Annotated in this window: 32 protein-coding genes; 5 read left to right on the forward strand and 27 right to left on the reverse strand. The window is 60.0% G+C overall.

Translation table 11 applies throughout. The features are described from left to right. The first annotated feature begins 65 nt into the window (after nucleotides 1–65). Entirely contained in the window at nucleotides 66–992 is a 927-nt protein-coding gene (locus C5F71_RS06265) for a LysR family transcriptional regulator (RefSeq protein ID WP_029295328.1), read from the forward strand. Here the strand turns inward: C5F71_RS06265 and C5F71_RS06270 are convergent. The 3 genes from C5F71_RS06270 to C5F71_RS06280 all read right to left on the reverse strand — a co-directional run bounded on the left by C5F71_RS06270 (nucleotide 989) and on the right by C5F71_RS06280 (nucleotide 2,948). Further along, entirely contained in the window at nucleotides 989–1,351 is a 363-nt protein-coding gene (locus C5F71_RS06270; protein WP_029295326.1) for a diacylglycerol kinase, read from the reverse strand. The two genes, C5F71_RS06265 and C5F71_RS06270, sit on opposite strands and share 4 nt — an antisense overlap. A 74-nt stretch (nucleotides 1,352–1,425) precedes the next feature. Next, nucleotides 1,426–2,076, reverse strand: a complete 651-nt coding sequence (gene erdR / locus C5F71_RS06275) for a response regulator transcription factor ErdR (RefSeq protein WP_029295324.1) — start codon at nucleotides 2,074–2,076, stop codon at nucleotides 1,426–1,428. Between the two features lie 161 nt (nucleotides 2,077–2,237). Next, entirely contained in the window at nucleotides 2,238–2,948 is a 711-nt protein-coding gene (locus tag C5F71_RS06280; protein WP_104910816.1) for a tRNA-uridine aminocarboxypropyltransferase, read from the reverse strand. Nucleotides 2,949–3,141: 193 nt separating this feature from the next. On the opposite strand from C5F71_RS06280, the gene C5F71_RS06285 reads away from it, so the two are divergent. Beyond that, the gene (locus C5F71_RS06285; RefSeq protein WP_092237918.1) at nucleotides 3,142–3,576 is read left to right on the forward strand and encodes a PA3611 family quorum-sensing-regulated virulence factor; all 435 of its coding nucleotides are present in this window, start codon (nucleotides 3,142–3,144) and stop codon (nucleotides 3,574–3,576) included. Nucleotides 3,577–3,847: 271 nt separating this feature from the next. Next, nucleotides 3,848–4,960: a TIGR00730 family Rossman fold protein gene (locus tag C5F71_RS06290; RefSeq protein ID WP_104910817.1), complete on the forward strand. Its 1,113-nt coding sequence runs from the start codon at nucleotides 3,848–3,850 to the stop codon at nucleotides 4,958–4,960. Nucleotides 4,961–5,128: 168 nt separating this feature from the next. Here the strand turns inward: C5F71_RS06290 and recX are convergent, their stop codons facing one another. From recX to C5F71_RS06405, 23 genes are all read right to left on the reverse strand, one after another. Then, nucleotides 5,129–5,596, reverse strand: coding sequence for a recombination regulator RecX (gene recX / locus C5F71_RS06295; protein WP_092237924.1), 468 nt, complete (start codon nucleotides 5,594–5,596; stop codon nucleotides 5,129–5,131). Between the two features lie 8 nt (nucleotides 5,597–5,604). Next, nucleotides 5,605–6,663, reverse strand: a complete 1,059-nt coding sequence (gene recA, locus C5F71_RS06300; protein ID WP_029295312.1) for a recombinase RecA — start codon at nucleotides 6,661–6,663, stop codon at nucleotides 5,605–5,607. Nucleotides 6,664–6,746: 83 nt separating this feature from the next. After that, the gene (locus tag C5F71_RS06305; RefSeq protein ID WP_029295310.1) at nucleotides 6,747–7,247 is read right to left on the reverse strand and encodes a CinA family protein; all 501 of its coding nucleotides are present in this window, start codon (nucleotides 7,245–7,247) and stop codon (nucleotides 6,747–6,749) included. Nucleotides 7,248–7,328: 81 nt separating this feature from the next. Continuing rightward, nucleotides 7,329–7,817, reverse strand: coding sequence for a lysis system i-spanin subunit Rz (locus C5F71_RS06310; protein WP_256588117.1), 489 nt, complete (start codon nucleotides 7,815–7,817; stop codon nucleotides 7,329–7,331). 8 nt (nucleotides 7,818–7,825) lie between these two features. Further along, complete coding sequence (locus C5F71_RS06315; protein WP_029295304.1) at nucleotides 7,826–8,374, reverse strand: glycoside hydrolase family 19 protein; 549 nt, start codon at nucleotides 8,372–8,374, stop codon at nucleotides 7,826–7,828. Between the two features lie 19 nt (nucleotides 8,375–8,393). Further along, nucleotides 8,394–9,404 carry a contractile injection system protein, VgrG/Pvc8 family gene (locus C5F71_RS06320; protein WP_104910819.1) on the reverse strand — a complete coding sequence of 337 codons (1,011 nt, stop codon included), beginning with the start codon at nucleotides 9,402–9,404 and terminating at the stop codon, nucleotides 8,394–8,396. A 9-nt stretch (nucleotides 9,405–9,413) separates the two neighbouring features. Then, entirely contained in the window at nucleotides 9,414–9,626 is a 213-nt protein-coding gene (locus C5F71_RS06325) for a tail protein X (RefSeq protein WP_070994803.1), read from the reverse strand. Further along, on the reverse strand, nucleotides 9,619–10,002 hold the full coding sequence (locus tag C5F71_RS06330) for a phage tail protein (protein ID WP_029295297.1): 384 nt from the start codon (nucleotides 10,000–10,002) through the stop codon (nucleotides 9,619–9,621). The genes C5F71_RS06325 and C5F71_RS06330 overlap by 8 nt, the downstream gene beginning before the upstream one ends. Further along, a complete protein-coding gene (locus tag C5F71_RS06335; RefSeq protein WP_104910820.1) occupies nucleotides 10,002–11,366 on the reverse strand; it encodes a tail tape measure protein in 1,365 nt (454 codons plus the stop codon). Before C5F71_RS06335 ends, C5F71_RS06330 begins: the two co-directional genes overlap by 1 nt. A gap of 128 nt (nucleotides 11,367–11,494) precedes the next feature. After that, entirely contained in the window at nucleotides 11,495–12,061 is a 567-nt protein-coding gene (locus C5F71_RS06340) for a phage tail assembly protein (protein ID WP_029295295.1), read from the reverse strand. Between the two features lie 170 nt (nucleotides 12,062–12,231). Then, nucleotides 12,232–12,738, reverse strand: coding sequence for a phage major tail tube protein (locus C5F71_RS06345; protein ID WP_104910821.1), 507 nt, complete (start codon nucleotides 12,736–12,738; stop codon nucleotides 12,232–12,234). After that, entirely contained in the window at nucleotides 12,738–13,904 is a 1,167-nt protein-coding gene (locus tag C5F71_RS06350) for a tail protein (protein WP_029295293.1), read from the reverse strand. Before C5F71_RS06350 ends, C5F71_RS06345 begins: the two co-directional genes overlap by 1 nt. A gap of 2 nt (nucleotides 13,905–13,906) precedes the next feature. Beyond that, the gene (locus C5F71_RS06355; protein ID WP_029295291.1) at nucleotides 13,907–14,110 is read right to left on the reverse strand and encodes a hypothetical protein; all 204 of its coding nucleotides are present in this window, start codon (nucleotides 14,108–14,110) and stop codon (nucleotides 13,907–13,909) included. Between the two features lie 92 nt (nucleotides 14,111–14,202). Further along, nucleotides 14,203–14,472: a hypothetical protein gene (locus C5F71_RS06360; RefSeq protein WP_224791125.1), complete on the reverse strand. Its 270-nt coding sequence runs from the start codon at nucleotides 14,470–14,472 to the stop codon at nucleotides 14,203–14,205. 2 nt (nucleotides 14,473–14,474) lie between these two features. Then, nucleotides 14,475–15,320 (reverse strand): hypothetical protein, encoded by an 846-nt coding sequence (locus tag C5F71_RS06365; RefSeq protein WP_092237941.1) that lies wholly within the window; start codon nucleotides 15,318–15,320, stop codon nucleotides 14,475–14,477. A gap of 39 nt (nucleotides 15,321–15,359) precedes the next feature. Then, a complete protein-coding gene (locus C5F71_RS06370) occupies nucleotides 15,360–15,890 on the reverse strand; it encodes a phage tail protein (protein WP_104910822.1) in 531 nt (176 codons plus the stop codon). Further along, nucleotides 15,887–16,525, reverse strand: a complete 639-nt coding sequence (locus C5F71_RS06375; RefSeq protein ID WP_104910823.1) for a phage tail protein I — start codon at nucleotides 16,523–16,525, stop codon at nucleotides 15,887–15,889. Before C5F71_RS06375 ends, C5F71_RS06370 begins: the two co-directional genes overlap by 4 nt. Beyond that, nucleotides 16,522–17,517, reverse strand: a complete 996-nt coding sequence (locus C5F71_RS06380; protein WP_029295282.1) for a baseplate J/gp47 family protein — start codon at nucleotides 17,515–17,517, stop codon at nucleotides 16,522–16,524. Before C5F71_RS06380 ends, C5F71_RS06375 begins: the two co-directional genes overlap by 4 nt. Next, nucleotides 17,514–17,846 carry a phage baseplate protein gene (locus tag C5F71_RS06385; RefSeq protein WP_029295280.1) on the reverse strand — a complete coding sequence of 111 codons (333 nt, stop codon included), beginning with the start codon at nucleotides 17,844–17,846 and terminating at the stop codon, nucleotides 17,514–17,516. The genes C5F71_RS06380 and C5F71_RS06385 overlap by 4 nt, the downstream gene beginning before the upstream one ends. A gap of 9 nt (nucleotides 17,847–17,855) precedes the next feature. Then, nucleotides 17,856–18,467, reverse strand: coding sequence for a phage baseplate assembly protein V (locus tag C5F71_RS06390; protein ID WP_104910824.1), 612 nt, complete (start codon nucleotides 18,465–18,467; stop codon nucleotides 17,856–17,858). A 3-nt stretch (nucleotides 18,468–18,470) separates the two neighbouring features. Continuing rightward, a complete protein-coding gene (locus tag C5F71_RS06395) occupies nucleotides 18,471–18,983 on the reverse strand; it encodes a hypothetical protein (protein WP_029295277.1) in 513 nt (170 codons plus the stop codon). 21 nt (nucleotides 18,984–19,004) lie between these two features. Next, a complete protein-coding gene (locus tag C5F71_RS06400; protein ID WP_104910825.1) occupies nucleotides 19,005–19,337 on the reverse strand; it encodes a phage holin family protein in 333 nt (110 codons plus the stop codon). Between the two features lie 601 nt (nucleotides 19,338–19,938). Next, nucleotides 19,939–20,667, reverse strand: a complete 729-nt coding sequence (locus tag C5F71_RS06405; protein ID WP_104912601.1) for an XRE family transcriptional regulator — start codon at nucleotides 20,665–20,667, stop codon at nucleotides 19,939–19,941. Between the two features lie 406 nt (nucleotides 20,668–21,073). Between C5F71_RS06405 and mutS the strand changes: the two genes are divergently transcribed. Together mutS and fdxA are read left to right on the forward strand one after the other, a co-directional pair. Further along, nucleotides 21,074–23,665: a DNA mismatch repair protein MutS gene (gene mutS, locus C5F71_RS06415; RefSeq protein WP_070994791.1), complete on the forward strand. Its 2,592-nt coding sequence runs from the start codon at nucleotides 21,074–21,076 to the stop codon at nucleotides 23,663–23,665. A gap of 142 nt (nucleotides 23,666–23,807) precedes the next feature. Next, entirely contained in the window at nucleotides 23,808–24,131 is a 324-nt protein-coding gene (gene fdxA / locus C5F71_RS06420; protein ID WP_029295271.1) for a ferredoxin FdxA, read from the forward strand. Between the two features lie 497 nt (nucleotides 24,132–24,628). On the opposite strand, the gene apbC is transcribed toward fdxA, so the two are convergent. Further along, entirely contained in the window at nucleotides 24,629–25,723 is a 1,095-nt protein-coding gene (apbC, locus tag C5F71_RS06425; RefSeq protein ID WP_070994790.1) for an iron-sulfur cluster carrier protein ApbC, read from the reverse strand. Nucleotides 25,724–25,869: the final 146 nt, after the last annotated feature.

Below are 25,869 nucleotides of genomic sequence, written 5' to 3' on the forward strand. Positions count from 1 at the left end.
TTCTAATGGCGGCGACAATATCTGTTAACTGGATTATTAAGATAAGGGTTATCGGTTATATCGATATGCGATTTACTCTCCGTCAACTGCAAGTCTTCGTCGCCGTCGCCCAGCAGGAAAGTGTGTCACGCGCTGCTGGCCTTCTGGCCTTATCTCAATCCGCCGCCAGCACCTCGATCACCGAGCTGGAGCGCCAATCCAGCTGTCAATTATTCGACCGCGCCGGTAAACGCCTGAGCCTCAACGCCCTGGGCCATCAACTGCTACCCCAGGCGGTGGCGCTGCTGGACCAGGCCAAGGAGATCGAAGACCTGCTCAACGGCAAGTCTGGCTTCGGTTCCCTGGCGGTCGGCGCCACCCTGACCATCGGCAATTACCTGGCCACCCTGCTGATCGGCAGTTTCATGCAGCAGCATCCCGAGAGCCAGGTGAAGCTGCATGTACAGAACACTGCGCATATCGTGCATCAGGTTGCGCATTACGAAATTGATCTGGGTCTAATCGAAGGCGACTGCAGCCACCCAGACATCGAGGTGCAAACCTGGGTCGAGGATGAGCTGGTGGTGTTCTGCGCGCCGCAGCATCCCCTGGCCCAGCGCGGTCAGGCGACCATGGAGCAACTGACCCATGAAGCCTGGATCCTGCGGGAACAGGGCTCCGGGACACGCCTGACCTTTGATCAAGCCATGCGCCATCATCGCAGCGCGCTGAACATCCGCCTGGAGCTGGAGCACACCGAGGCGATCAAGCGGGCCGTGGAGTCCGGATTGGGGATTGGCTGCATTTCACGCCTGGCGCTACGGGATGCGTTCCGCCGTGGCAGCCTGGTGCCAGTGGAGACGCCGGACCTGGACCTGGCCCGGCAGTTCTACTTTATCTGGCATAAACAGAAGTACCAGACCTCGGCCATGCGCGAGTTCCTCGAACTGTGCCGCGCCTTCACCGCTGGGGTGCAGCGCAGCGACGAGATCGTACTGCCGAATATCGCCTAGATCAGGATTACGGCCCACACCACGGTGATCATGGTCAGCGCCACGAATTGCGCGGCGCTGCCCATGTCCTTGGCGTTTTTCGACAGGGGGTGGCGATCCAGGGAAATCCGGTCGATTGCCGCTTCCACGGCCGAGTTGAGCAACTCGACAATCAACGCCAGCAGGCACACGGCGATCAGCAGTGCGCGCTCTACGCGGCTGACCGTGAGGAAGAAGCTCAACGGAATCAGGATGACATTGAGCAAGACCAACTGGCGAAAGGCCGCCTCGCCGGTGAAAGCCGCACGCAGGCCATCAAGGGAGTAACCCCCTGCGTTGAAGATACGTTTGATACCGGTTTGACCCTTGAAAGGCGACATAGGTAGGCAACTGAGCAAAAAAGATGGGAGGAAGCTAGAGCACGCCTGGTCAAAAAAGCGTGAATCGAGCCACCCTACGAGTGGGAAATTGACTCAAGTTGTTGCAACAGCAGCGCCGCCTGGGTCCGGGTGCGCACACCCAGCTTGCGGAAAATCGCGGTAACGTGCGCCTTGATGGTCGCTTCGGACACGCTCAATTCATAGGCGATCTGCTTGTTCAGCAAGCCTTCGCAGACCATGGTCAACACACGGAACTGCTGGGGCGTAAGGCTGGCTAGCCCTTCCTGGGCAGCCTTGGCTTCAGCGGACACGTTGATTTCTTCGAAGGCCTGGGGCGGCCACGAGACGTCACCGTCCAACACCGTACGCACCGCTGTTTGAATCTGCTCCATGGAACTGGATTTGGGGATAAAACCACTGGCCCCGAACTCCCGGGAACGCACTACGATATCGGCCTCTTCCTGGGCCGACACCATCACCACCGGAATCTGCGGATATTGCCCGCGTAACAGCACCAAGCCGGAAAACCCGTAGGCGCCGGGCATATTCAGGTCCAGCAGCACCAGATCCCAATCGGTCTTGTCAGTCAGGCGGGCTTCCAGTTCCGCGATGCTGCCCACTTCCACCAGGCGTACATCCGGGCCCAGGCCCAGTGTGACCGCCTGGTGCAGCGCGCTGCGAAAAAGTGGGTGGTCATCGGCAATCAGGATTTCGTATGTGGCCATTTATTAAATGATCCTGTTTTTTATGGGAGCACCGATGGGTTCGGTGCTCACCAACGTACGAGGTGCCAGCCAGCGGCTGTCACGAACAGTTACGCTTGATGGCATTTTAGCCGGCTCAGGCGTTGCAGTGCCATCATGCAAAGGTCATCTGGCCCCAATGCCTACAGATAAGGGGCAAGACGCGTGTGGACGCTGTCCGTCGGGTCCAAGGTCAACTGGAACTTGGCCGCCAGGTAATGGGTACTGAACACATCCAGGTAGGCATCCAGCACTTCACTGGCCTGCTGGTCCTGGGCCAGTTCCAGGCACAAGGCAGCCACTTCGGCCGTGCAGAAATGGTCATCGCGCTTGGAACGGCGCAATTTGTAGCGCGATAGCTGCTCCGGCTCCAGGCTCAGTACCGGTAGGTGTTCCAGATACGGGCTCTTGCGGAACATCTTGCGCGCTTCGCTCCAGGTGCCGTCCAGCAGGATAAACAACGGGCGCTTGCCATCCGCCACCTTGACCTGGTTGACCACCCGCTGCGGCGCCACAAACTCGCCGGGAAAGACAATGTAGGGCTGCCATTGGGGGTCGGCCAGCAGCGCCAGCAGTTCAGGTTCGACGGCCGTGCGCGCCCAGGGGAAGGCGCTGGTGTCATCGATGACATCAGCGATCAGCCAACCGGTATTGCTGGGTTTCATCGGCTCCACGTCGTGCATCAACAGGCACATGGCCGACTTGGCCGCGACCTTGGGGCGCCAGGCGCACAGGCAGTATTCGGGGATGACCCGGCACCTGGGGCAACGTTCGGCACGCGAGCCACGGGCAACAAAGGGGCTCACGGCACGGGCCAGGCGCTGGGTACGCAGACGGAACACTGCGTGGCTCATAGCGGGTGCCGTTGTGAAGCGATGAAAATCAACACGGACAAAACTCGGGGCAGGCAAAAGTGCTGGCAGTTTACCAGAGCCGCCCAGCCAATACGCCTGGCCGTCGCGGCTGCCGGTCACCTATAATCCCGCGCCACTGAACGCACAGCGCAGTGACGGGTCTATGGACCAGTAACCGAATCAGGAGAGTTTCATGCTGCGTCTTATGTTGCGTCTTGCCGCCCCCACCGTCGCCCTGGCGCTGGTATTGCCCTTGGGCGCCCAGGCAGCCTCCCTGGTGGAGCTGCAAATGAACAAGAAACTGCAAAGCGTCGCGGCAGAAAGCAACAAAGACCTGCCCAGGGAAATTGATGAACAAACCCTGGAAGTGGCCTACACCGTTGAAGGCATGCATCTGATTGACCACCTGAGCGTGCTGCCAGAACGGGCCGAACAAATGCGCGCCAACCCCAAAGCTGTGTATTTCCAGCTGGGGCAAAGCGTTTGCCTGAACAAAGGCTATCGCGAGTTGATGGCCAAGGGCGCCGTGATGCGCTACGAAATCTCCGAGAACAAGACCAATCGCCCGGTGGCGTCGGTCAAGTTCGTTGAAGCTGATTGCCCGGCCCCGGCCAAGAAGAAAAAGTAAGCCCCCCCCCAAGAAGCATGTGGTGAGGAGGACCATCCTCTCACCACAACTCCTCCTGCAAAACCTTCGTCAATCCCATTAAGTTATTGCCAGACAAGACTTTAGGGGCTCATGATCGAGTGATCCGGTAACATTTCCAGGGTAAAAAAGGTTGCCCTCGAGTGGCTTGCAGTGCCAAGGTTTTTAATCACAAGGAACATACAGAGCCTGTTTCGTCGCCGTCAGCAGCCTGCAATAAGACGCCTGGGCTCTGTAACGAAGGAGAAGCTGAATGCCTGATCAACCGAATGACCTCCTGACCCGTCATTTTCCAGAGAACGGGGCCGACCTCACGCAGCAGGTCGAAGCGCAACTCAACCTGATTGCCCCCAGCAGCCCGAATATTCCGCTTTATCGCGACATGATCCTCACCGTACTACGCATGGCCCAGGACGACCGTGACCGTTGGAACGCGAAGATCACCTTGAAAGCCATTAATGAACTGGACCATGCATTTCGCGTGCTCGAACAGTTCAAGGGCCGCCGCAAGGTCACTGTCTTCGGTTCGGCCCGTACCCCGGTTGAAAGCCCGCTCTATGCCCTGGCCCGGGAAGTGGGCGCAGCCCTGGCCCGCTCAGACCTGATGGTCATTACCGGTGGTGGTGGCGGCATCATGGCCGCGGCCCACGAAGGCGCTGGCCTGGCCCACAGCCTGGGGTTCAATATCACCCTGCCTTTTGAGCAGCATGCCAACCCGACCATTGATGGCACGGAGAACCTGCTGTCGTTCCATTTCTTCTTTACCCGCAAACTGTTTTTCGTCAAGGAAGCCGACGGCTTGGTGCTGTGCCCGGGGGGCTTCGGCACCCTGGATGAAGCGCTGGAAGTACTGACGCTGATCCAGACGGGCAAGAGCCCACTGGTTCCCGTGGTGCTGCTAGACGAGCCAGGCGGTGGATTCTGGAAAGGCGCCCTGGATTTTATTCGCAGCCAGTTGGAGGCCAACCGCTACATCCTGCCTACGGATCTAAAGCTGGCGCGCCTGGTACACAGCGCGGAAGAGGCAGTGAATGAAATCAACCAGTTCTACGCCAACTTCCACTCCACCCGCTGGCTCAAGCGCCAGTTTGTGGTACGCATGAACCACCCGCTCAGCGAGCGCGCATTGGCGCATATGCAGACCGAATTCGCTGACCTGCGGTTGAGTGATGACTTCCAGCAACTGGCCTATGGGGGTGAAGAACACGATGAAGCGCGCTTCGGCCACCTGACGCGTCTGGTGTTCAATTTCACCGGCCGCAACCAAGGGCGGTTGCGGGAGTTGGTGGATTACATCAACTTGCCGGAAAACTGGGCGCAGGCCCAGGGTAAAACACAGCAACGGCTGACGCCGGAGCCAGCGTGATGTCGTAAAACGCAAAAAAGGCCCGCTATTTTCATAGCGGGCCTTTTTGTATAAACGCAAAATCTTTGTAGGAACTGGCTTGCCAGCGATAGCGGCCTATCTGTCATTGTACTGATACCTGGCCCGCCGCTATCGCCGGCAAGCCGGCTGCTACAAAGGGCTCACGCTTCAGTCGTCCAGATCACGACCGCTCAACAAGCGGCTGATCATCTCCATCGAAAATCCGCGATAGCTCAAAAAACGCCCTTGCTTGGCACGCTCACGGGCATCAATCGGCAGATGGCCGGCAAACTTGCGGCGCCAGGTGTCTTCCAGTTGTGCTTGCCAACTGATGCCACACTCACGCAGCGCCAGATCGATATCGGCGCGTTGCAAGCCTCGCTGGCTCAGCTCTTCGCGAATCCGCGCAGGCCCGTAGCCCGAGCGTGCCCGGTAGGAAACAAAACTTTCGAGATAACGGGCTTCCGAAAGCAGCCCCTCTTCCGTCAAGCGGTCGAGGGCTGTTTCGATCATTTCGGGAGGGGCGCCACGCTGACGCAGTTTACGCGTCAGCTCGACACGACCATGCTCGCGACGTGCGAGCAGGTCCATTGCCGTACGCCGTACCGCAACCAGCGTATCGAGTACAACGGTCATCGTTGGGCTCAGATATCAGCGTCGGCTTCTGCCATGTCGTCAACAGGTTCGCGGTTGGCGGCGGCCTTGACGTCTGGCGCTGGGGTCAGCAGCTTGTCGCGGATCTGCTTCTCAAGGGTCGCCGCAATATCGGGGTTGTCCTGCAGGAACTTGGCCGAGTTGGCCTTGCCCTGACCGATCTTGCTGCCGTTGTAGGCATACCAGGCACCGGACTTCTCGACAAAACCGTGCAGCACGCCCAGGTCGATCATCTCGCCGTTCAGGTAAATACCCTTGCCGTAGAGAATCTGGAACTCAGCCTGACGGAATGGCGGAGCCACCTTGTTCTTCACAACCTTGACGCGGGTTTCGCTACCGACAACCTCGTCACCTTCCTTCACCGCGCCGGTACGACGGATGTCCAGGCGGACCGAAGCGTAGAACTTCAGCGCGTTACCACCGGTAGTGGTTTCCGGGCTGCCGAACATCACGCCGATTTTCATCCGGATCTGGTTGATGAAGATCACCAGGCAGTTGGCGTTCTTGATGTTACCAGTGATTTTACGCAGGGCCTGGGACATCAGGCGGGCTTGCAGGCCGACGTGCATGTCGCCCATTTCGCCTTCGATCTCGGCCTTCGGCACCAGGGCCGCCACGGAGTCGACCACGATCACGTCGATGGCGTTGGAGCGCACCAGCATGTCGGTGATTTCCAGCGCTTGCTCGCCGGTGTCCGGCTGCGAAACCAGCAGGTCGTCGACATTGACGCCCAACTTGCCAGCGTATTCAGGATCCAGGGCGTGCTCGGCATCGACGAACGCACAGGTGGCGCCCATTTTTTGTGCCTGGGCAATCACCGACAGGGTCAGGGTGGTTTTACCAGAAGACTCCGGACCGTAGATTTCAACGATACGGCCTTTTGGCAAGCCGCCAATGCCGAGCGCGATGTCCAGACCCAGAGAGCCAGTGGAAATAGCCGGGATCGCCTGACGGTCGTGATCGCCCATACGCATTACGGCACCCTTGCCGAATTGACGTTCGATCTGACCCAGGGCCGCAGCCAAGGCTTTCTTCTTGTTGTCGTCCATTAAAGTCCTCACGTAATCAATAAGGCCTGACGGCCAACACCTGTATAAGTAGACAGTATTGTTCCATAAAGATCGGGGATCGCCTACCCCTGATTTTCTATTTCTGCTGCAGCTCGTCGCAACAGCCCCTCTAATGCGGCCTTTACCGTTTGTCGGCGGACCTCGTCGCGGTTGCCAGGGAAGTGCTGGCACTCGGCCGTAACCTCGTCACCCACACCCCAGGCCAGCCAGACGGTGCCTACCGGTTTGTCCGGCGAGCCGCCATCGGGGCCCGCCACACCGCTGACCGCCACGGCAAACCGCGCCAGGCTTTTTTCCTGGGCGCCACGGGCCATGGCCTCGACCACTTCACGGCTCACCGCGCCGACCTTGGGGAACAACCCTTGCGGCACATTCAACTGGCGGGTCTTCTGCCGATTGGAGTAGGTCACGTAGCCGGCCTCGAACCAGGCCGAACTTCCGGGGATCCGCGTGATGGCTTCGGCAATACCGCCACCGGTACAGGATTCGGCAGTGGTGACGTGGGCATTGAGCACCTGCAAACGCCGGCCAAGTTCGGCGGCGAGTTGGGTTATTTCCTTCACGGTCGTCTCCAGGAAAGTGCGGGGGTTTGCCTACCCTACAGGAGCCCATCGGCCACGCAAGCTGCAGACAGCGTCAACAGATTACCGGGCGATAGCCTGCACATAGGCCTGGCAGGCCCGCAGCGCGATCAGTCCGTTATCACCGGCATCGGTGATGCCGATAATTCGTTGAGCATGCGCCGGGTCAAGTCGGCCTCGCGGGGCTCCATGAACCACGCCGCGGGTGGCGGCGGTGGCTCGCATAGCGGCGCCGTTGGCGGGGTCGCTGGCGTCGAGAAGGACTGACAGGCGCACATCAGCAGTGGCCAACCGATCACGCAGATAAACCTGATTACGCTGTGCATCGCTCAACTCCCGTGTGTGCTGTTGGTCGCTGGCGCGCAGTTGTTGCTCCAGAGCCTGGCGCTTGTGTTGTTCGGCCTGGTGTTGAGCCAGTGCCGCCTGGCTTTGCTGGTTGAGCACCTGTGAATGCCGCGCGGCCTGGCGTTCAAGGGCCAGGCCATGGCGCCAGGCCTGGACCTGCCAACTGGCCGCCGCCGGGATGAGCATCAGCAGAGCAATAACCAGCATGCGCCCGCTCAGTTGCATAGCACCGCCCTCGCCTTCGCCCACAGTTGCTGGCGATGCTCCAACCCATTGAGCCCGCCATTGATCCGGCGGGTGATGGTGGTGAATTGGTCCTGGTCAGCCAGTTCATTCAAGCCATGGCTGTGCCAGAACCAGGCGGCGGATTCGGCCGCCCATTGCGGTTGCTCCAGCAACTCAGGAAAGTGCAGCAGGCGCTCATCGCCAAACAGCGCCCGGCTACAGGCCAGGTAATTGCTTCGCCCGGTAATCTGGATCAGCCCACGGCCGCGGTACTTCTGGCCGTCACCGTCGGCTTCGGGGCTATTACCCAAACGTGCGGCCAAGGTGCCAGTGTCGTACTTGCTCAGGTAGCGCTCGCCACCCAGTTCACGCACGTAGCGCAACTCACCGGACTCATGGCCGACCTGGGCGATAAAGGCTGCCATGCGTTGGGGGGCAGTGATGTCGCGGTGAAGCATGGCGGCGTTCAGCGCCGAAATAAAAACGCCCGCTTGGGCGCGGGCATTGGGCAGGATCTGTTGCAATTGCGTCAGTGTCATCATCCTTGATCTCCACGGCCTAAGAGGCCAATCCACGGGCCATGATCGAGCTGCGATAGCCCGTCGCCGTGTCACCTGCATGGGTCACCTTGTCAATCGACCAGCGCCCCTGCATATACCCCGGCCAGGTCTCATCCAGCAGCAACAGCCCTTCGGCGGACAGCAACGGGTTGCCAGGGCAATCGATGGCGATGGTCAGCCCTTCGCGACCCACCCGGCGCAACTCGCCCTCGGCCACGGAGCGCGCTTCGGCTTCGCCCTGGTAACGTTGGCGCAAGGTCTTGAACGGCGCGATCCCCACCTCGACCACACGCTGGCGAGAAGCCGCGGCATCCCACCAATTGACACGGCAGCCCTGGTATTTGGCCCGGGCATTTTCATCCACCCGCGCGCTGATAAACGCCTGCTCGCCAGGACGGTTGTCATGGGTCACCGACAGCCGCACATCCGGCAACTGCTGGCCCGACAACGACTTGACCTGACCGCTTTCGGCCAGCACATACAGCTCGTTGATCGGTTTGGTCACTGCGTTGTAGCGCCTGGCCAGGCGGGTGATGAAGCCCATGTCAGTCTCATTCGACTGATCGATATGGTCGATCACAATCCCGTCCAGTGCCGGCGCCACCCGGGGTGAAAACCCGTGCCGCGTGGCCAGTTGGCGAAACAACGCGCCCAGGGTCGTGGGACCATGGCTGGCGGAGCGGCGCTGACGATAACCGCTTGGGTCCATCACGCTGAACGGCGCCGCCGTGGCCACGATCGCCAGGCGCATGGGAAACAGGTAGGGAGTGCGCTGGGTGATCACAAACTCGCCTTTTTCCACCAGCCCCGACTCGCGGTACCCCACGCGCAAGCCGATCTTGGCGCCCAGGCTCGGCAGGCCCTCCAGGCCCTCGATATTGATGGTCAGCTCCAGGCGGTCGGATTCGATGCCCGCCGCGTCGGTGTGTTTCCACTGCATCAGCCGTGGGTTGATCAACGCCGCGTTGGCGCCGTAGATCTCCACGACCGGGGTAAATCCCATAGCCATGCCGCCTCCTTAATCCCAGGCTGAAACGGGTGTTGCGACACCCGGTTGCGCATCCATCTCGGGCACGATCACCCATACGCCCGCCGGCAACACCGGGCCCTGCTCGGCAAGCCCGGGGTTCAAGCGCCAGAGGGTTTCTTCGGCCGCGTCATCGCAACGCCCCAGCTCGCGGTAAAGCAGCAGGTTGACCGAATCACCGGCAATACTTCGCACTCTACGCATTGACGAACTCCTCCAGCACCAGCGACCAGGTGACCACCATGGCCGTGCCGTCATCGATCACATTGGACTGGTTTTCCGTGAGCGCGGTTATGCGCCACAGCCCCCAGTTGCGGCCGATACCATCGACCAGCGGCAGCGGCGCCCGGGCATCCTGCAAGGCACGCAATTGATCGAGGCGCTGCATGCCAACGGCCGCCATGGCGGTACCGGCGAAGGTCAGTTTTTCCAGCTTCTGGCCGTTCTGTCGCGACTGGGGCTTGCTGGCAATAATCTCCAGGTCGCCCCAGCCGCCATCACTGCTGCGCTGGAGCGTGGAATAGGCGAACCCTCGGGACAGCCCGAAAATAAAGTCGCCCAGCACCATCTGCTGTCGCATTAATCACCTCCATCGGTCAGTGCCGCATTGCGCCGAACCGCCAAAGAGTCGGTGAGCATCGGCACGCATTGGTTTTGCAGGGATTGCAGAACCCGGTCGACCACCTGCTGAGCGTCTGCGGGGTTGACGCCGGTGATCTGGATGCTCGGTGCCAGGGTGACCTGGACGTTGTCCGAGCGGGCGCTGTTGAGGTTTTTGCTCAAGGCCTCGGGTGATGGCAGGCGGTCACTGGGGCCGAACAATTTTTCACCGAGCCAACTACCGCCCTCGCCGCCCAACAGGCCACCGATAACGCCGCCCACCGCAGTGCCCACGCCAGGGAACACCAGGGTGCCAAGGGCCGCTCCGGCAGAAGCGCCGGCCCATGCGGCACCGGCGGTACTGAGGCCGCTGCCGACGGCTCGCATGTTGCCGCTGCGCACGCCCTGGACGACGTTGATGGCGGCATCGGCGGAGCGCAATGGCGTCAACCTGCGCACGCCGATGGACCCCAGCCGGCTCAGGGTTGGGACCAGGCGGGAGGCTGGGGCCTTGCGCAGGCCGAGGGCTGATGCACTCTTTAATAGCAACGCCTTGCCTGCGCTCAACCCACGGGTAGAAACCCTTCGCCGGCTGACGCTTACCGCAGTCACCCGCGCCAGGAACCCCGTTTTCAGGCCGTCAAACATCTTGCCTGCGCGCTCGCCCAGGCTCCTCATGATTGCCATGGGCCCAGTGGCGCTCCTGCCGGTCCCTGAGGTTTTTCTCGGCATCGGTGGGCTGGTGCGGCCAGTGCCGTTTTGCCTCACCGTTTTTCGTGACCCTTTGGGCCCGTAACGAGGCCGCCCGGTCAAGGGTTCGCTGGCGCCTGGGCAGCAGCAGTCCTTGCTATCGTCCCGGAACAATTTCCCGACGTAGGGCAACTTACCCAGCGTTGCATCGACTACCTTGCCCGATACCCGGCTCTTGACCGTATCAAGCAAGCTTTCACCCACCCATTTGGAACTCTTGCTCAACCAGGACTCAGTCGCCGAGGCCTTGTCTTCGGGCGCAGCTTGCGGCGCACTGGTCATGGCTTCAGCGACCGTGCCGCCCAGCGGTCCACCCGTGATAAACAGGGTGCCATTGAGGGTTTCCAGGCTCTCGCGCAGGCGCACCTGTTCCTCGGTCAACGCGTGGATATGCAGGCTGGCGTTGGCCAGGGCCAAGCTCAGCTCAGACGGCGGCTCGGTTGCGCCGCCCACACTGGAGGCGCCAACCAGAGTTTCGTCCTGTGCCTCAAGCAGGCCCGGCAGTTGCAAGGCTCCACTTTCGGCCAGCCCGGGAAAGGTCATCCAGCGTTTGTCTTCGTCGGCGAGCTTGAGCGTATATCGAGGGTCTTGCATCTCGCTCTACTCCTATTTGACGCCAAGGCGATTAATCGCGATGTCGTAGCGGCGCAATGCTTTGGCGGCATTCCATTCGAGAATTTCCGCTTCGTTTACCGAATAAACCAGCGGGACGACGTCGAGGATTACTTCGATGTCGCGCTGCGAAAGAAGTCCGCCGGTTTGTTTAAAAAATCGTCGATGCGCTCCTGCAGTTGTGTCCAGTCGGGCACGGCCAGGCCGTCCAGGTCGGGGATCATCAGGCCGGTGCAGTGCGAGGTAATGAACTCGGCGCGCTCTTTGTTGGTGGCGAGTTTTTTCATCACCTTGGTGGCACGCAGGGCTGGCATTTCCAGGGTGACGCTGGTCAACACGCGGCCGGCCACTTCCAGCGGCAGCAGCAGTTGCACTTGCTCGCCAGGCTCGGTGGAGTCGCCCAGAAAGAACGAGGTCGGGCGCGTCGACATGTCGTGTACGTGCTGGGCAATGCTCACGTAGTCCGGGCGCTTGAGTTGGTCGAGTTCCTTTTCCGAAAGGCCGGTGGCCAGTTTGGCCAGTTCGAAGAACTGGTCGTCCTCGTCCTCTCCGGCGCGGGCCAGCGCTTGTTTTTGCGCGGCGTAGAACAAGGGTTTGAGTTGGATCTGCTCGATGCTCGCACCGCTGTCGGCGGTGATCGGCGCCAGCAGGATATGCAGGGGTGGCTTCCAGGCCATGGGCGAAATTCCTTGAGTAAAAATGTTGGACCCGTCGTGGGCACGGTCAATGGAGGAGCTGGCTTACCTGCGATACAGGCAGCGCGGTCTTTCAGTTGAACAGAGGTGATGCAATCGCAGGCAAGCCAGCTCCCACACTGACCGTGCCTATTTCAGATCCGTGAAAAGGCTTACGGCATCAGCACCGCGCGCCGGGCATCACCGAGGATGTCGACGCCGTTGAGCATGAACTTCTGGGTGCGCACGTCGATGTCGATCACCGGCACGCCGTTGTCCAGGCGCTGGTAGGTGCGGCAGGACAGATCCAGTGTAGTGGTGGCCTTGTCGCCCATCTTCAGCTTGGCCTCGTCCAGGGATTTGAGCTTGCCGCCGACGGTGTGGTAGGTGAAGTAGGTTTTACCATCCTGGTCCTGGCCCGCTTCACGCACGTTGAGCAGGATGTCCTCACCCAAGCGCACACCCAGGGCCAGCATGATTTCAGGACCGGCGCCTTGCAGCACCAATTTGGCGTTCAGCACCTTGGCGCTCTTGGCCATTTCTTCGGCGATAAAGCGCCCGCCGGACATGGGCTCCATTTCGAATTCGATCTTCGGCGGGGTGAACTCTTCGACGGTCGCCGACAGCGGCAGGCCCTGGAGGGTGGCCGCAATGGCCTGTCTGACTCGGTTGGTAAACATTAGAGAACGTCCTCCAGGAACTGCTCGATGATTTCATCGCGGGCATTGAGTTGATAAACCATGTGTTCGTTCGGCGCGTAGCGGCCGTAGTCGATCACGATGAACCAGGTGCCGTTCTTGTACTTCTCGACACTGTTGAGTTCCGGGTGCAGGTAGACGCTGCCGCCCGGGATGGTCTCGTCGGCCACCAGGGTTTGCAGCCAGTCGTTGATGCGCTTGACCTCCTGGTCCATGAACGACTTGGTCAGGTTGTGCGCCATGGCTTTCTGCCCGGCCTTGACCAGCTTGCGGCTGATGGCGTCTTCCAGGCCGACATAGCTGATGAACTTGCCGGTGATGGAGCGGTTACCCAGCAGCGAGAAGCCGCCGAGGATGGTGCGCGCGTAGTAGCTCACGCCGTAACGGTTGAGCAGGTCGCCCTCGGTGGAGGTGTCGAGGATGTTGTACTCGACCACCCGCGACACGTCTTCGGCGAAGGTCACCTGGTTGCCTGGGCTCTCCCACTGCTTGACCTTGGCCAAGGCGGCGATGGCCAGGGACGACGGCGCGAGGAACACGTTTTTCTTCGCCGCCTTGGAGTACACCGACGGCATGTTGTGTACCAGCAGGCAGCGGTCGAAACCCAGGTCGGCGCCACCCAGCTCGCCGCTGTAGGTCACTTGATCGGCGACGCTGGCGTCTTTGCCGTCCAGCACCACACGGGCCTTGATGCGCTTGCCGAAAGCGGCAAACTCACCGGCCACGGCCTTGGTCCCGGTAAAGCCTGGCGCGCCAATGATGGTCAGGTCTTCCGGGACGCTGCCAAGCGCCGCGAGGCCCAGTTTGCGACCGGTCACCGGCTCATTGCCGCCGATCACGTTATTGAGCGTATCGGCGGGCGTGCTGCCCTCTTCGACGATCACCACATAGACCGGCACCTTGACCACTTTGAGGATCTGGTACACCGCATGAAACAGCGTGCCCGACTCGGCGCCGGTGGGGTCCAGCAGTGCCTGGGCGGTGAAGCTGTTGATGCGAAACGGGGCGTTTTTCGGGATCGACAGGTGCGCATTGGGCGCAGTACCGACCAGGCCGATCACGTTGTCACCCAGGCCACCCATGGCCTCGGGGGACTCGCTGGCATTGACGGTGATGCCGTTATGCTCGAAGTTCAAAACCTCAGCCATGATTATTCAGCCTTCTTGGTGACGGCCTTCTTGGCCGGTGGGGTGTCTTGGGCGGCAGCCAGCACGCTGGTCAGTTCCAGGCGGCCGGCAGTGCGCAGAGCGGATGCTTCGACGTCCAGCAGGTCCAGTTCCTGGCCGACGGTGGACCAGTGGCCACCTCCGGTGGGGAATGGGATGAGGACGGTGTAGGTTTGGCGGTTGGCCATGGGGGTACTCCAGAAACGCGAAAGCCCCAGCGATGGGGCTTTCTTGGATGCGAAAAAAAACCGCTCTCGCGGTGTTTATGGTTGCTGCCGGATTACTCACCCGGCAGTGGGTAGCGCGCCTTGATTTCGGCGACTTTAGCCCGCCACGCTTTCTCCTTGGCCTCGGTTTGATCGTACTGCCACTCCATATAGAGCGGGTCCGAATCTGTTCGGTAAGCCAGGCGACGATTGAAAGCTATATCAGCGGCCTGTTCGACCTGCAAAGCGGTGTCGACTTCGGCTTTAGAAAATCCCATCTCAAGCAACTGCTCTACAGTCACATTGTAGAAAGTCTGATCTTTATTTCTGAACTCTTTAATCATCATCAAACTCCAGCAGCTACGACGTTGCCGACATTACTCAGCAAATTGGACAAACTCCCACCGGAGTCCTTGACCAAACCACTAACAAGGTGCGCCCAAGTCTTGTTTTGGGTAATCGACGACGCAAACACCGACAACACCATCGTGGCACCGCTCAACTCAGCAAGTTTTGTTGAGAGCTCTGCATCTACAATAGAATACGTAAACTCTACCCTATAGTTCGCAGAGTACCCCGAGTAAAAAACATTGACCGCGCCTAACGTCAGCCTACTCCCTGAAAAGGTAACCGAGCCCTGCACGGAAGCGGACGGGCCATGTGCGCGATGAAATAGAGATGAAGCGAAGGAATACCAGCCAGACGTTCCTGCTTTTAATACCGTAGGCATAACAACATCAACAAATCGAAAGTAAACACTTCCCCCCTCTAGCGACAAGAAGTGAATATTTGAGCTGCCAGGCATATACTCGCCAACCTTCGGAGAAAAAACCGGTTTACTTCCTGTACCATACATCATGAAAATCAATTTATTCGAGATTGACCAATAAGGAGTTTGATCAGTAGGCGCCGCATATTCATGCGTCTGAGCAGCCTTCAAATAAATCGTTACATAAGGGGTAGTATTCGATCGCCCCATCGCCTCCTTAATTGATTTAAGTGGTGCCTCGACCGAGCCCAAGGCCAGATCGTTACCACTTACCGCATCGACATAAAACGACCTGGACATTTCAGGAATCGCGCGAACCGCTGCCACAACAGAAGCATCAATTTCAGCGACCTTCCCATTTACTGCACTCGTCAACTTATTTGCCGCCGCGACCAAACTGGTGATCGTAGTTTCCATACTCATAATTAACTTCCTATATTACTTATCTCTTGAGCCAACTCATCAGTTGACTTCCAAGGCCATGACCCGAAATAGAACACCAACATGCCGAGCCATATTGTCAACGCTGGCCGTAGCAAGCTCCGCAATCTCCTCCGTCAACAACACATTCAGGTTTTCACTCCCCACCACAATCGTCACGCTATCCACCGGCAACGGCGAAATATCCAACGTAAACTTCTGCAACACCCGCGCAGCCGCTGCCTTATACGTCAGCAACTTCCCCGCCACCGAGTACACGGCCAACAACGTGCCACTGGCGAGATAAAACCCAAACTCGCCAATCTCATACTCGCCATCGCCATCAAACAGCGCGGCCATGCGCAGTTGGCGCTGGCCCAGGTCTTCGTAATCCACAATCGCCACGCGCTGGCGCTCGTTGCGCAGGGCGGTTTCGTTGCCGGTGGGGTTGTAGCGGCCGGTGCCGGCGGCGATGTGGGTGATTTCGCCTTTCAAGCCTTGGTTCTTTGCCTGCAGCACTTCATCCAAACCCTTGGAGGTGAAGCGCACCAGGCGCGTAGTGTCATCGGTCATGGCTGCGCCCTGAGGTCGTAGTCGTTAATGGTGTAGTGCTGGGCGACGCCCGCACTGTTAAGCCTTGAACTCAATACAAGTTCCGGCAGCGCGCCGCACAACGACAACTCGCCGTCGTTCAGCGCCCGGTGGACGGCGCCGGTGATCGGCAGCCCACCGAACACTTCATGCACCAGGGTGATGGTGGCCAGGTCGCGCTCGCTCTTGGCCGCGTTGATGCGGCGGATCAGGCGGTTGTGGTCGCCACTGGACCAACTGCGGCCGATGATCGCTTGCACGTCGAAGGTGTAGGGCTGGGCCAGCGGACGCTGTTGGTACCAGGCCAGGATGTTGGGGGTAAACCCCAGGGATTCGACCGCGTGGCTCAGCGCCTTGGGTGTGCCGGCCTGGCGCTGGATCTGCCAGGACAGGGCGACCGTGAGGCGCTTTTCGGTTTCGTCGGCTGCGGCGTTCCATTCACTCACGCCACGGTCGGCGGCCAGGTAAGGCAGGAATGCCTGCGGCGTTTGAAGCGGATTCATCAGCGTCGGGAACGGCGGCTCGACCCGGTCGAGCAACTTGCCCAAGCCCAGGTCCAACGCCTTCTCCAGCGGTGAACTGTTGGCCGGCAATAAACTGGATGTGTGCTCACTCATAGCGTCAGCACCTGCACCTCGACACCCGTGCAATACGGAGCCTGGAAGGCTGTGGTGACGATCGGTGCCAACGGTTCGAGAATCTCCAGTTGCGCAGCCCCGGCGGTGTGAATGGTGTAGTCGATCCAACTCGGGTCCACGCGCCCTTCAAGGCGGTGGCAGGATTCAGCATAACGTTGCAGCAACTGCTGGGCCGCCACTTGCGTAAGCCCCGAGTCCGGGCCAGCGTTGATCCGGGCGACCACGCGGATCTTGTAGGGCACGATCTGCGCGCCCTGCACCGTCACCCAATCGGTTTCCGGGCGCACATCGGGCCGGGCGAAATGGCGGCGCACACCTTCAAGCAAGTCTGTCGATGGCGTGCCATTACCCGAGCGGGAAAGCACTGTGACCATTACCTCCCCAGGTGCCGTGCGCCGAGCGTTGCCATCCTTGACCTGGGCGGCATAACCATCCGGGTCGAAGGTATAACTGACCGTCACCACGCCTGCAGCGGCACTCTGTACTTTCACCACCGGCCGCTCGCCAAGGGTGAAGACCTCACGGCGATACTGCATGCGTGAACCCGCAGCCGGCGCGTGGGGCGCCAGGTAGTAGCGCAGCCGCGCATCGTCATCGCTTTCCAGGGTTGGCGGCACCGGCGGGAACGCCGCCGGGTCGCCCGGGTCGAGTACCTGGCGTTCCAAACCCATATCGGCCAGGCGCGCATCCAGGTTACTGCCGGTGGCCCACCACGCCAGCATCTGCTGGATGCGGGCGTTGTACTTGCGCTCATGGGTTTGCAGGCGCACGCAAAAGGCTTCCAGGGCCAGGGTCAACAACTCGCTTTCGTTGTCCAGGCTGACCTTGAGCTTGGCCGCGCTTTGCGGGGCGCGGGCGGCCACATAGTCGACGACAAACGCCTTGAACTGCGCCAGCAACGGTTCGAATTCATCCACGGCGATGAGGTCGGGCGGCGCCAGTTGGTTCTGCCCAGGGATCAACATGCTCATGTCACCACCTCGAAGGATTGCTTGCGGTTTTTCCAGGTGCCGGCAAACCGCAACAGCAGGCCTGCGCCCTGGCGATTGGCGACGATGACTTGCGGCACAAAATCGCCGATGCCGTTCTGCGGGTTGTAAAAGGCCTGGGCGGCATGGCTTTGGGCGAGGATCAGCAGATCGTCGCCCAGGTTCTGCCCCAACAGCTGCGGGATCAGCGAACCGTAAAGCGGGCGTTTCTGCCGTGTGCCCAAAGGCGTGGTCAGGGCCCGGGTGGCGCGCTGGACGAATTGCGGCCAGTCGTCCACCACGGCCCCGGTGTTTCTCTCAATTCCGATCATGGCAAATCCTTATGCCGTGCTGATAACTCGGCCCTGGTGATCCACCACCGGGCCACTCAAGTGCACGCCGGATGCATCCAGCAGCATGCCGACGGCTCCGACCTGCAGACTGATGGTTGCGGCGGTCATGACTAAACGGGCGGCGCCCAAACTCATTTCCACTTGCTCGCGAGAGCCGCTGAATGCCGCTGGTCCATTGTTCCAAGCCAATACATGTGCTGCGGCGTCGTAGGCGCTTTGCGTGCCGTCCTCATAACGCCGGCTCGTCAGGCTGGCCACACTGGACAGCGGCGGAAAGCGGTCACTGTTCAGGCCAAACAACGCCACCGACTGGCCCCCGCCCTCGCCGCCGCCGTAGTTGAGCAGCAGGCATTGCTCACCCACCGTGGGGATTCGCGTTTCCGTCTGCGCCCCGGCGCTGGGGTTGAAAAAGCGAATCGCCGGGGTCAGCAATTCACCATGCCTGACCTTGCAGGTATTGCTGGCCGCGTCGACCTCCTGGCACACGCCGATCCGGCAAAAGCTCTCGGCCCGCCGATAGAGGTCTTCAAGCTGGGTTTCCATCTGCGCCAGCCGCTCGACAATGGGCGCCAGTTGCAGGCGTAACAGTGCATCGAACATGGGCTACTCCTGCAATGGCCGGTATTGATCGGGGTCGTCGATATTCGACACCTCCCAGGTGCAGGCAAACAGCGGCTTGCCGATGGGGTCGTCGAGCAGCGGCGGGCCGAGGTACAGGGTTTGGTTGAAGGACACGGTCCAACTGTCGTAATGGGTCTCGGCACCCTCCAGGGTCGCCGGCAGCGCGACGATATTCATGGGCACATCGCATTGGGCCGCCGGCAATTGCCAACGGTTATCCAGCACCAGGTCCATCAATTGGCTCGCCAGGTCACAGGCCTCAAAGGGCTGCGCGCCCTGGGCGGCCATGATCTTGAGTGAAATCGACAGCACATGGGCCTTGCGCCCTTCAAGGGAGCGTACGCCCGGGCCATTACGCTCGAGCGTGATCGCCACACCGGTTTCATCCGCCGCCAGAACGCCCGGCGGGCTGCCTACCTGTAGCCTGGGGAACGCCGCACGCAGCGCCTGGCCGATGGCAATCGGCAGCTGTGAAGGTTTTTCAATGAGGGTCATGGTGCGGCTTCCTTGCAACAATCATTTTGAATCCGGGGACTGGTTGATCCCGATGCGCTTGGCGGCCCAGCGCTCATAAAGGCCGATGGCGACATCGGCACCGGCCATGGCGGTCAAGCACCCCAAGGCACCGGCCGTCCAGATCGACATGCCAGCGGCGTACAGCAACATCAACGCTGAAACCCCGCACACCATGCATGCCCCGGAACGCAGGGCCAGGCGGCGGACCAGCGACCAACCGCGGGCGCCCTCCTTGTCGGCGCGCCACATCTCCCCGGATACGCCGCCGATCAGGGCCAGAATAATCACCAGCCAGATAGGCATTTCTGCCAACGCTTGCTGCTCGTTTGTCATGCCACGCCTCCTGGAATGCGTAAAACCGGCAGATGGCCGGTACGTTGATAAATAGATGGATGGGGTTGTCGGTAGGCATTCCAAAAAGCCCGGTGGCCCGGGCTTTTCAGTAATACGGTCCGTGCGATCTTTCGGCGCTACTGGCGCGGTACGGATCTTTCCTCGATGTTTTTCCGACCACGATCCCTGTCTGCCGGATAACTGCTTCTGGTGCTTTACGCTGCACACCCGGGTCAGTTGCCAACCCTCTGAACCGTCAAGGCCGGTTCATCGCTGCCTGTTGTAAAACTGTGAAACTAAAGAGCGTCGGCATCCTTGCCGGTGTTGCCTGGCGTCCTTGCCATCACTCGATGGCGTCCATGCCAGTGTTGCGTGCCTTCCTTGTCTTCCTTGGCAGCATCCTTGCCGCCTCCACCAGGCCTTGTTGGCTGGCTTGAGATGGAGAATATGCATGTATGCATATACAGTCAATGCATAAATGCATTTAATTTTGCAGCATAAATGCACAAACGCATTAAACCCTTGAGCAGCGGGTACTTGGAGGTTTTCCACAGGCGAAAAAAAGCCCGCTCTCAGGCGGGCTGTTTCTTACAGATAAGGTTTAGCGGGCGTACATGCCCCACCAGAAAACGTGGCCGAGAATGCTGATCTGCTCCTCCTGGATATCCTGGAAGCTGTAGTCCTCATCCGGATGCTCATCGCGATTGAAACTGCGCAGGCGGATCCCCGAAGGTAGACGATAGAGCTGTTTGACCCGCAATTGGCCGTTGTGGTTGATGGCATACAAATCGCCATCCACGATATCGCCAATCCCGCTCTTGCCGGCGTTCACCCCCACCGTCGCCCCATCGCGCAACACCGGCAGCATGCTGTTGCCGCGCACCGTCACACACTTGGCCTGGTCGAACTGCACACCGTTATGCCGCAGGCTGCGCTTGCCGAACCGCAAGCTGGCCTTCTCGCTTTCCTCGATGACGAATCTTCCTGATCCAGCAGCCAATTCAACCTCGCGCAAAAAGGGGATCGACACCTCGTCATCATTAACGGGCGTGTCGTCGTCCCACAGGCTTATGTCCTTGAGCTCCGAATGCATCGGGTCACGCTCTTCCTGCCACGCCGCCCCCGCGCGCCCGCGCAACTGGTCAGTGCTCACCCGAAAATAATCGGCGATACGCGAGATGTGCTTGTCCGACGGATCAACGATCTTGCCGCTGAGAATCCGGGACAGAGTGGATTGAGGCACGCCAGTACGCCGGTGAAGCTCCGTGGGGGAGATCCCGTCGCGATCGAGCAGCTCTCTTAAGACGATTGAAACGTTGCGTTTTTGCATAAACGGGATAGTGACGGGAGTTTTGGGGGTTGGCAAATGCTAATTTGCATATTTTGTGCATGGCGTGTGACCTGTAAAGCACTGACCACGCACATCCACACCTACATGCCGGCTTTCTGTAGGAGCGAGCTTGTCTCCGGGCGGCGTTCCGACGAAAAACCTCAGAGCACCGCGTTTACCTAGCAAGCACGCATTATCGTTGACGTTCTTCGTCGGAACGCCGCCCGGAGACAAGCTCGCTCCTACAGTCAAGATCGGCGTTAGACGTACGCCTGGTGCGTTTTACCTGGCCGTTTGTGAACTGCGAAGCACTGACCTCGCATGTTAACCTTGCCGCCATCGCAAAAAATGCTGGGCCAAGCGCCCCCTTTGCCCCATCACTTTCAACGAATTTGCCTACTATCCAATGAGTAAAAACACGTCCGATCTGTCCTCCCACACGCCGATGATGCAGCAGTACTGGCGCCTGAAAAACCAGCACCCTGATCAGTTGATGTTCTATCGCATGGGCGACTTCTACGAGATCTTCTATGAAGATGCGAAGAAGGCGGCCAAGTTGCTGGACATCACCCTGACCGCGCGCGGGCAGTCGGCTGGGCAGGCGATTCCGATGTGTGGGATTCCCTATCACTCGTTGGAAGGTTACCTGGCCAAGCTGGTCAAGCTCGGTGAGTCGGTGGTGATCTGCGAGCAGATCGGCGACCCGGCCACCAGCAAGGGGCCGGTGGAGCGTCAGGTGGTGCGCATCATTACACCGGGGACGGTGAGTGATGAGGCCCTGCTGGATGAGCGGCGTGACAACCTGATCGCGGCGGTGCTGGGGGATGAGCGGCTGTTCGGCCTGGCGGTGCTGGATATCACCAGTGGCAATTTCACGGTCCTGGAAATCAAGGGCTGGGAAAACCTGCTGGCGGAACTGGAGCGGATCAATCCGGTGGAATTGATGATCCCGGATGACTGGCCCAAGGATTTGCCGGCAGAAAAACGCCGTGGGGCCAAGCGTCGTGCGCCGTGGGATTTTGAGCGCGATTCGGCGCTGAAAAGTCTGTGCCAGCAATTTTCCGTACAAGATTTGAAGGGTTTTGGTTGCGAGACCCTGACTCTGGCCATCGGCGCCGCCGGTTGCCTGCTCAATTACGCCAAGGAAACCCAGCGCACCGCCCTGCCCCATTTGCGCAGCCTGCGCCATGAGCGCCTGGACGACACGGTAGTGCTCGATGGGGCCAGCCGACGCAATCTGGAGTTGGACACCAACCTGGCTGGTGGGCGCGACAACACCCTGCAGTCGGTGGTGGACCGTTGCCAGACCGCCATGGGCAGCCGCTTGCTGACCCGTTGGCTGAACCGCCCGCTGCGCGATCTGACCGTGCTGCAGGCACGCCAGTCCTCTATTACCTGCCTGCTGGACGGCTACCGCTTTGAAAAGCTGCAACCGCAGCTCAAGGAAATCGGCGATATCGAGCGGATTCTCGCGCGCATCGGCCTGCGCAATGCCCGCCCGCGCGACCTAGCGCGCCTGCGTGACGCGCTGGGCGTCTTGCCTGAATTGCAACAGGCGATGACCGAGCTGGAAGCGCCGCACCTGCAGCAACTTGCCGTCACGGCCAGCACCTACCCGGAACTGGCTGCGCTGCTGGAAAAAGCCATTATCGACAACCCACCGGCGATCATCCGCGACGGCGGCGTGCTCAAGACCGGCTACGACAGCGAGCTGGACGAGCTGCAAGCCTTGAGCGAGAACGCCGGGCAGTTCCTGATCGACCTGGAAGCCCGCGAAAAGGCGCGTACCGGCCTGGCTAACCTGAAAGTCGGCTATAACCGCGTGCACGGCTACTTTATTGAGTTGCCGAGCAAGCAGGCCGAACAGGCGCCTATCGATTACCAGCGCCGCCAGACACTCAAGGGTGCCGAACGCTTCATTACCCCCGAGCTGAAGGAGTTCGAAGACAAGGCGCTATCGGCCAAGAGCCGCGCCCTGGCCCGGGAGAAGATGCTCTATGAGGCCTTGCTCGAAGACCTGATCGGCAAGCTCGCCCCCTTGCAGGACACCGCCGCGGCCCTGGCCGAGCTGGATGTGTTGAGCAACCTTGCCGAACGCGCCTTGAACCTTGACCTGAACTGCCCGCGGTTTGTCAGCGAGCCGTGCATGCGCATTGTCCAGGGTCGCCACCCGGTAGTGGAACAAGTGCTGACCACCCCGTTCGTGGCCAACGACCTGTCGCTGGATGACGATACGCGCATGCTGGTGATCACCGGTCCGAACATGGGCGGTAAATCCACCTACATGCGCCAGACCGCATTGATCGTGTTGCTGGCCCATATCGGTAGCTTCGTGCCGGCAGCCAGTTGCGAGTTGTCCCTGGTGGACCGCATCTTTACCCGGATCGGCTCCAGCGATGACCTGGCCGGTGGCCGATCGACCTTTATGGTGGAAATGAGCGAGACCGCCAATATCCTGCACAACGCCAGCGACCGTAGCCTGGTGCTGATGGACGAAGTGGGACGCGGCACCAGTACCTTCGACGGCCTGTCCCTGGCCTGGGCTGCCGCCGAGCGCCTGGCGCATCTGCGGGCCTATACGCTGTTTGCCACCCACTACTTCGAACTGACCGTGCTGCCGGAAAGCGAGCCACTGGTGGCCAACGTGCATCTCAATGCCACCGAGCACAACGAACGCATCGTGTTCCTGCACCATGTGCTGCCAGGGCCGGCCAGCCAGAGTTACGGCCTGGCCGTGGCCCAGTTGGCCGGTGTACCGAACGACGTGATTTTGCGCGCCCGCGAGCACCTCAGCCGCCTGGAAACCACGGCCCTGCCCCATGAGAATGTGGTCGTCAGCCCAGCCAAGGCCGCCAGCAAACCGGCGGCACCGCACCAGAGCGATATGTTCGCCAGCCTGCCCCATCCGGTGCTGGATGAGTTAGCAAAGCTTGACCTGGATGACTTGACACCGCGTAAAGCGCTCGAAATGTTATATGCACTGAAGACTCGGATATAACGCAGACGCTTGCAAGCTGGTAGACTCTCGCGCGGTTTGGGATGCTGCGGGCTTTTAGCCTGGCCTGCAGACTATCGCTCCCGAACCTCGCGAGCCCTGCCACAAGGGGTTTCGCTGCCGCCGCCTGAGGAGAGAATTAGAAATGACCTTCGTCGTCACCGACAACTGCATCAAGTGCAAGTACACCGACTGCGTAGAAGTGTGTCCGGTGGACTGCTTTTACGAAGGCCCGAACTTCTTGGTAATCCACCCGGATGAGTGCATTGACTGCGCCCTGTGTGAGCCAGAATGCCCGGCCGTTGCGATTTTCTCCGAGGATGAAGTCCCGGAAGAGATGCAGGAATTTATTCAGTTGAACGTTGAGCTGGCGGAAATCTGGCCAAACATCACTGAGAAGAAAGACTCGCTGCCAGACGCAGCCGAGTGGGATGGCGTAAAAGGCAAGATCAAAGACCTCGAACGCTAACAGCGTCGCGCCCCTCCAAAAGGCCCCTTGCGGGCCTTTTTGCGTTTCTGCATGCCGGCCTTTCACTTTTCTGCAGACAAAAAAAGGGGCGGTTTGACCCGCCCACATTTTTTCCCTAGTCCCTGTGTTCCTTTTCATCGTCCTGATGAATCGCATCCTGCGAGGTTCCTTGAGTCATCGTTCCTTGATGACCGTGTCAATCCGTGGACACAGGGCTGATATTAGAGACTTCCCGAACAAGTTCAACGGGATCCATTCTCAAGCACAACACGCAACCGCCCTCATCATCAGAAAAATAAATGTTATTTTTCAATGAGATATAAATGTATCCGGATAATTTGAGACGTCCCGGCACGGTTAAAAAACCAAACACTTACGAAAAAGTAAGCGAATGCTTACACGGGCCATTAGGGAAATGCGTACCCAGCCTCCCAAAAGGTTTACGCCAGACATTAAAAAGCCCCGACAAGGTCGAGGCTTTTTTACCTTGAGGTCGATCAGTCGTCGCTGACAGTGATGGTCGGCATTGCCTGGGAACCGGCTTCCTGCAAGACGATCCGCGCGCCCACGTGACGGGCAAGCTCCTGGTAGACCATGGCGATCTGCCCGTCGGGCTCGGCGACCACCGTCGGTTTGCCACCATCGGCCTGCTCACGAATGCCCATCGACAGGGGCAACGACGCCAGCAGCTCAACGCCATATTGGGTGGCGAGTTTCTCGCCGCCGCCTTCGCCGAACAGATGCTCGGCATGACCGCAGTTGGAGCAGATGTGCACCGCCATGTTTTCCACCACACCCAGCACCGGGATGTTGACCTTGCGGAACATCTCCACGCCTTTACGCGCGTCGAGCAGCGCCAGGTCCTGGGGCGTGGTCACGATCACGGCACCCGCCACCGGCACCTTTTGCGCCAGGGTCAGTTGGATATCACCGGTGCCTGGCGGCATGTCGATCACCAGGTAGTCGAGGTTGCCCCAATCGGTCTGCATCACCAACTGCATCAAGGCCCCGGAGACCATCGGCCCACGCCAGACCATGGGCGTGTTGTCATCGGTAAGGAACGCCATCGACATCACTTCCACGCCATGGGCCTGGATCGGCACGAACCACTTCTGGTCCTTGATCTTCGGCCGCGAACCTTCGGCAATGCCGAACATCACGCCTTGGCTGGGGCCATAGATATCGGCGTCGAGAATCCCCACCCTGGCCCCTTCACGGGCCAGGGCCAGGGCCAGGTTGGCCGCGGTGGTCGACTTGCCCACGCCGCCCTTGCCGGATGCCACGGCCACCACGTTCTTGACGTTGGCCAGGCCAGGGATCTGGGCCTGGGCCTTGTGCGCGGCGATCACGCACTGGATGTCGACCTTGGCCGAACGCACACCGTCCAGGCCTTCAATGGCCATTTGCAGCATCTGTGCCCAGCCACTCTTGAACAAACCTGCGGCGTAGCCCAGTTCAAGCTGGACCGTGACCTGATCGCCCTGCACATCAATGGCCCGGACACAGCCGGCGCTGACCGGGTCCTGGTTCAGATAGGGATCGGTGTACTGGCGAAGAACGGCTTCCACCGCTGCGCGATTGACGGCGCTCATGGGCTACTCCCGGAAAAGACAGACTAAAACAGGCGGCTATCCTAACCGTTCCCGCGCTTGAGGGGCATGCTTTCGCGACATTGGAAAACCCTGAAACAGCCTCACGGGGTGAAATAAATTTCCCGGCGCTTTATAGTGGCCGACCT

It is taken from the genome of Pseudomonas sp. LG1D9, assembly GCF_002949995.1.
GTDB classification, from domain to species: Bacteria; Pseudomonadota; Gammaproteobacteria; order Pseudomonadales; family Pseudomonadaceae; genus Aquipseudomonas; species Aquipseudomonas proteolytica.

Excerpts from the sequence above, each read along its gene's own strand:
- C5F71_RS06385 (WP_029295280.1), bottom strand. The coding sequence starts at position 17,846 with ATGATCGGAATTGAGAGAAACACCGGGGCCGTGGTGGACGACTGGCCG.
- C5F71_RS06350 (WP_029295293.1), bottom strand. The coding sequence starts at position 13,904 with ATGGCTGAGGTTTTGAACTTCGAGCATAACGGCATCACCGTCAATGCC.
- C5F71_RS06400 (WP_104910825.1), bottom strand. The coding sequence starts at position 19,337 with ATGACAAACGAGCAGCAAGCGTTGGCAGAAATGCCTATCTGGCTGGTG.
- C5F71_RS06290 (WP_104910817.1), top strand. The coding sequence starts at position 3,848 with ATGCCTGATCAACCGAATGACCTCCTGACCCGTCATTTTCCAGAGAAC.
- mutS (WP_070994791.1), top strand. The coding sequence starts at position 21,074 with ATGAGTAAAAACACGTCCGATCTGTCCTCCCACACGCCGATGATGCAG.
- C5F71_RS06340 (WP_029295295.1), bottom strand. The coding sequence starts at position 12,061 with ATGGCCTGGAAGCCACCCCTGCATATCCTGCTGGCGCCGATCACCGCC.
- C5F71_RS06375 (WP_104910823.1), bottom strand. The coding sequence starts at position 16,525 with ATGAGTGAGCACACATCCAGTTTATTGCCGGCCAACAGTTCACCGCTG.
- C5F71_RS06405 (WP_104912601.1), bottom strand. The coding sequence starts at position 20,667 with ATGCAAAAACGCAACGTTTCAATCGTCTTAAGAGAGCTGCTCGATCGC.
- recX (WP_092237924.1), bottom strand. The coding sequence starts at position 5,596 with ATGACCGTTGTACTCGATACGCTGGTTGCGGTACGGCGTACGGCAATG.
- erdR (WP_029295324.1), bottom strand. The coding sequence starts at position 2,076 with ATGGCCACATACGAAATCCTGATTGCCGATGACCACCCACTTTTTCGC.
- C5F71_RS06270 (WP_029295326.1), bottom strand. The coding sequence starts at position 1,351 with ATGTCGCCTTTCAAGGGTCAAACCGGTATCAAACGTATCTTCAACGCA.
- C5F71_RS06310 (WP_256588117.1), bottom strand. The coding sequence starts at position 7,817 with ATGCTGGTTATTGCTCTGCTGATGCTCATCCCGGCGGCGGCCAGTTGG.
- C5F71_RS06370 (WP_104910822.1), bottom strand. The coding sequence starts at position 15,890 with ATGACCGATGACACTACGCGCCTGGTGCGCTTCACCTCCAAGGGTTTG.
- C5F71_RS06380 (WP_029295282.1), bottom strand. The coding sequence starts at position 17,517 with ATGAGCATGTTGATCCCTGGGCAGAACCAACTGGCGCCGCCCGACCTC.
- C5F71_RS06265 (WP_029295328.1), top strand. The coding sequence starts at position 66 with ATGCGATTTACTCTCCGTCAACTGCAAGTCTTCGTCGCCGTCGCCCAG.
- recA (WP_029295312.1), bottom strand. The coding sequence starts at position 6,663 with ATGGACGACAACAAGAAGAAAGCCTTGGCTGCGGCCCTGGGTCAGATC.
- C5F71_RS06345 (WP_104910821.1), bottom strand. The coding sequence starts at position 12,738 with ATGTTTACCAACCGAGTCAGACAGGCCATTGCGGCCACCCTCCAGGGC.
- C5F71_RS06335 (WP_104910820.1), bottom strand. The coding sequence starts at position 11,366 with ATGCAAGACCCTCGATATACGCTCAAGCTCGCCGACGAAGACAAACGC.
- C5F71_RS06315 (WP_029295304.1), bottom strand. The coding sequence starts at position 8,374 with ATGACACTGACGCAATTGCAACAGATCCTGCCCAATGCCCGCGCCCAA.
- C5F71_RS06390 (WP_104910824.1), bottom strand. The coding sequence starts at position 18,467 with ATGTTCGATGCACTGTTACGCCTGCAACTGGCGCCCATTGTCGAGCGG.
- C5F71_RS06325 (WP_070994803.1), bottom strand. The coding sequence starts at position 9,626 with ATGCGTAGAGTGCGAAGTATTGCCGGTGATTCGGTCAACCTGCTGCTT.
- C5F71_RS06320 (WP_104910819.1), bottom strand. The coding sequence starts at position 9,404 with ATGGCTATGGGATTTACCCCGGTCGTGGAGATCTACGGCGCCAACGCG.
- C5F71_RS06395 (WP_029295277.1), bottom strand. The coding sequence starts at position 18,983 with ATGACCCTCATTGAAAAACCTTCACAGCTGCCGATTGCCATCGGCCAG.
- C5F71_RS06365 (WP_092237941.1), bottom strand. The coding sequence starts at position 15,320 with ATGAGTATGGAAACTACGATCACCAGTTTGGTCGCGGCGGCAAATAAG.
- C5F71_RS06330 (WP_029295297.1), bottom strand. The coding sequence starts at position 10,002 with ATGCGACAGCAGATGGTGCTGGGCGACTTTATTTTCGGGCTGTCCCGA.
- fdxA (WP_029295271.1), top strand. The coding sequence starts at position 23,808 with ATGACCTTCGTCGTCACCGACAACTGCATCAAGTGCAAGTACACCGAC.
- C5F71_RS06280 (WP_104910816.1), bottom strand. The coding sequence starts at position 2,948 with ATGAGCCACGCAGTGTTCCGTCTGCGTACCCAGCGCCTGGCCCGTGCC.
- C5F71_RS06355 (WP_029295291.1), bottom strand. The coding sequence starts at position 14,110 with ATGGCCAACCGCCAAACCTACACCGTCCTCATCCCATTCCCCACCGGA.
- C5F71_RS06285 (WP_092237918.1), top strand. The coding sequence starts at position 3,142 with ATGCTGCGTCTTATGTTGCGTCTTGCCGCCCCCACCGTCGCCCTGGCG.
- C5F71_RS06360 (WP_224791125.1), bottom strand. The coding sequence starts at position 14,472 with ATGATTAAAGAGTTCAGAAATAAAGATCAGACTTTCTACAATGTGACT.
- apbC (WP_070994790.1), bottom strand. The coding sequence starts at position 25,723 with ATGAGCGCCGTCAATCGCGCAGCGGTGGAAGCCGTTCTTCGCCAGTAC.